This window comes from Herminiimonas sp. (assembly GCF_030645555.1).
In the GTDB taxonomy this organism is placed as follows: Bacteria; Pseudomonadota; Gammaproteobacteria; order Burkholderiales; family Burkholderiaceae_D; genus Oxalicibacterium.
Genome location: NZ_JAUSME010000259.1, coordinates 1 through 3,546 on the forward strand (window position 1 = coordinate 1; position 3,546 = coordinate 3,546).

Sequence of the window (3,546 nt, forward strand, 5' to 3'; positions counted from 1 at the left end):
CTCGTTCGAAGGGGTGGCCGAGGCCTTGCAAGTCCACGGCACCGACATCCGCCTGTTCGGCAAACCGGAATCGTACGCGCGCCGCCGCATGGGTGTTGCACTGGCCAGCGCCGCCGACGTCGAGACTGCGCGCCGCCATGCCAAGGCAGCGGCAGCGAAGGTCAAGCCGGTCGTCGAAAACTGATGAAGGAAGCGCGCCTTCGTGCCATCAACATGTTCGCCGGCAGCGATATTTTTCGTGCCGCTTCCCTGCTGTTTTATGCAACCCTGTCGTTCAATATCATCGTCCTGGTCTATGCGAAAAATTTAAACCTGTCGCGTGCAGGAACGATGATCGCCGGGCTTCTGATTGCCCTGCTGACGGTTGCCTTCGTGCGCTATTTCTGGCTGCGCGCAAGCATACTGCTCGACGAAAAATTTCTCCTTGTCGAACTGGCCATCACGACGTTCACCATCGCGACACTCGCGACCAGCAATGCCATGCCGGCGTTGCCGATGCCGTGGCTGATCGCCATCGCCGGGGTCTTTCCACTGGTTTTACGCAAGCGTATCGCGATCATCGTGATCGTGGCACTGGCTTTTCTCGGCTATCGACTCAACGCGCATCTGGGCGCCACGGCAGGTGAATGGCTGCCCGATTTTTTTGCCACCCTGTGCATAGGATGGCTGTCGCTGCTGCTGGCAAAAACGCTGCATATCAATCGCACGGCACTCAGCCAGGCCCGCACCAATGAACGCCGCTTCAATGCGATTGCGCGCGTGACGCGTCACATTTTCCTGATCACCGACGTCGACTATCAAATCAAGTTTGCCAACCCTGCCCTGCAGGAAGTGATCGGCTACAGCTACGAAGAAGTCATCGGCAATGCAATCAAGCCTATCCTGCATCCTGACGACGCAGAAGAGCACAAGCAAAAATTGTCGCATCTGCGCGATACGCCGCACAGCACGATATTTTCGCGTCACCGTACCCAGCACAAGGATGGTCACTGGGTCTGGCTGGAAACGCGCGGCTACAACATGCTGCACGACTCGGCCATCAATGGACTCGTTTTCAGCATAGAAGACATTACGCTGCGCAAGGATGCCGAACTGCGGCTGCAGGAAGAAACGACGCTGCTGCGCGCAGTGCTCGACCTCAACCCATCGATGATTTATGTCAAGGACAAAGAAGGCCGCTTCACCGTCAGCAATCAGGTATTCCAGCGACGTTTCGGCTATGCCAGCGAAGAAGAATTGCGCGGCAAAACCGTCTACGACCTTTGCCTGAAGATGGCCAATGAAGGCGATGAATTCAGCGCCCGGGAAATCGCCGATGAAATCCAGCGTCAGGATCAGCAAGTCATGCAAACCGGCGTGCCTTTGCAGGACATGGAAATGCCGGGCTTCTGGCACAACGACATGCATCTCTGGTTCCACACCAGCAAATATCCATTGCTGGACGCCAAGGGCCACACCGTAGGCATACTCGGCGTCACACGCGACATTACCAAGCGCAAGACTTCCGAGACGCAGATCGAGTATCAGGCAAATCACGACATGCTCACCGACTTGCCGAACCGTCGCTATCTGGTCAAAACACTGGCCGCTGCGATGGAAACCAGCCGGCAACGTCATTCCAGCCTGACCATGCTGTTCTGCGACCTCGACTTCTTCAAGAGCGTCAACGACACGCACGGCCACGACTTCGGCGATCAATGCCTGCTTGAAACCAGCAAGCGCATCGTTGCCGCATTGGCGAAGAACGATTTCGTCGCACGCTTCGGCGGCAATGAATTCGTGATCCTGACCAATGCCTCACTGGCTGAAGCCACCGTCAAGGCCAACGCGATCATGCGCGCGGTGTCCGAACGCCTGATCTTCGACAATGTGGCGGTGAAAATTCAAACCAGTATCGGCATTGCGCAATTGAATCCGGATCACCAGACGCCTGCCGACCTGATACGCGATGCCGATGCGGCGATGTACCAGGCCAAGGAGCGTGGCCGCAACAGGACTGAAATTTACGACGCCGCATTGCAGAGCAAATCAACCAAGCATGCGCGCATGGATGTCGCCCTGCGTTTTGCGCTGGAGCGCAATGAACTGTCGGTCGCCTATCAGCCGAAAGTGTCGCTGGCCGACGGCCGCGTCCAGGGATTTGAATTGCTGCTGCGCTGGAACAGCCCCGAATACGGGATGATCTCGCCGAATGAATTCATTCCTATCGCAGAAACCTCGGGCATGGTCGTGCCTATCGGCATGTGGGCAATGGAGCAAGCCTGCGAGCAGCTCGCTGCATGGCAGGCCAGCTACCCTGCCATGGGCGATATCACAGTCGCGGTCAACGTCTCGATGCGCCAGCTGCTGCACACCTCGTTCTTTAGCCAGGTGCGCGACATACTCAACAGCAGCGGCGTGGTGCCGCAGTCGATAGAGCTGGAACTGACAGAGACTTCGGCCATGGCCAATCCCCTGCAGACGATAGAAAACCTGGCGATGCTGAAAAAACTCGGCCTGCGCCTGGCGCTCGACGATTTTGGCACCGGCTATTCCTCACTCGCGTATCTGCAAAAACTGCCGATCGACATACTCAAGATCGACAAGACCTTTGTGCATGGCCTGGGCACCAACCCTGGCGACAGGGAAATCATCCGTCTGATGATGGCGCTGGCGCAGACACTCAATCTGCAAACCATCGCCGAAGGAGTGGAAACTGCCGCCCACATACAGGAACTGAAAAAAATGGGCTGCAATCTGGGACAGGGCTTCCTGTTTTCAGCGCCGCTTACAGCCAGCGAAGCAGAAACGCTGATTTTCTCTTCGCACCGTTTCCCCGTCGATTAAAGCCGCCAGCATCCGCGCCGGCAGCGATAAAATATGCGCGTAAGCGGCGGTCTGCCGCCAAATCGAATATAGTCATGGGCACATACCCTCTTTAATACGAATACTTATGAAATTTGATGTCGCAATTGTAGGCAGTGGATTGGCAGGTCTTTCCGTTGCGCTCCACCTGGCAGAAACCCGTAAAGTCGCCGTCATTTCCAAACGCAGCCTGCTCGATGGCGCCAGCAACTGGGCGCAAGGCGGCATAGCCGCGGTCCTTGATTCTCACGACAGCTATGACGAACATGTCGCCGATACGCTGGTCGCCGGTGGCGGCCTGTGCGATGAGCCGGCGACCCGTTTCATCATCGAGCATGGCCGCGAAGCGATTGAATGGCTGATCGAGCAAGGCGTGCCGTTCACACCCGACGCCAGCGCCGAACTCGGTTTTCATCTGACACGCGAAGGCGGCCACGGCCAGCGCCGCATCATCCATGCGGCCGATGCAACCGGGCATGCCGTCCAGGTCACGCTGGAAGCCAAAGTCCGCGCCCATCCGAACATCACGCTGATGGAGCATCACTACGCAATCGACGTGATCTCATCCGACAAGCTGGAGCGCAAGAAGCTCGGACCACGCTGCCTCGGCCTGTATGTGCAGGATGTCAAAAGCGGCAAGGTCATCACGATATCGGCTGAACACACCGTGCTGGCCACCGGCGGCGCCGGCAAGGTCTACCT

At 57.4% G+C, this 3,546-nt stretch carries 2 protein-coding genes and 1 pseudogene; all 3 read left to right on the forward strand.

All coding sequences use genetic code 11. The features are described from left to right. Positions 1-184: pseudogene (locus Q7T06_RS10140) on the forward strand (phosphoribosylglycinamide formyltransferase 2); the annotation flags it as partial. Then, the gene (locus Q7T06_RS10145) at positions 184-2,826 is read left to right on the forward strand and encodes an EAL domain-containing protein (protein ID WP_304784254.1); all 2,643 of its coding nucleotides are present in this window, start codon (positions 184-186) and stop codon (positions 2,824-2,826) included. The pseudogene Q7T06_RS10140 and the gene Q7T06_RS10145, both read left to right, overlap by 1 nt. A gap of 106 nt (positions 2,827-2,932) precedes the next feature. Then, positions 2,933-3,546, forward strand: a 614-nt coding sequence (locus tag Q7T06_RS10150; RefSeq protein WP_304784256.1) for an FAD-dependent oxidoreductase, incomplete at its 3' end; no start/stop codon positions are given.

Coding starts and splice junctions, on each gene's coding strand:
- Q7T06_RS10145 (WP_304784254.1), top strand. CDS start 184: ATGAAGGAAGCGCGCCTTCGTGCCATCAACATGTTCGCCGGCAGCGAT.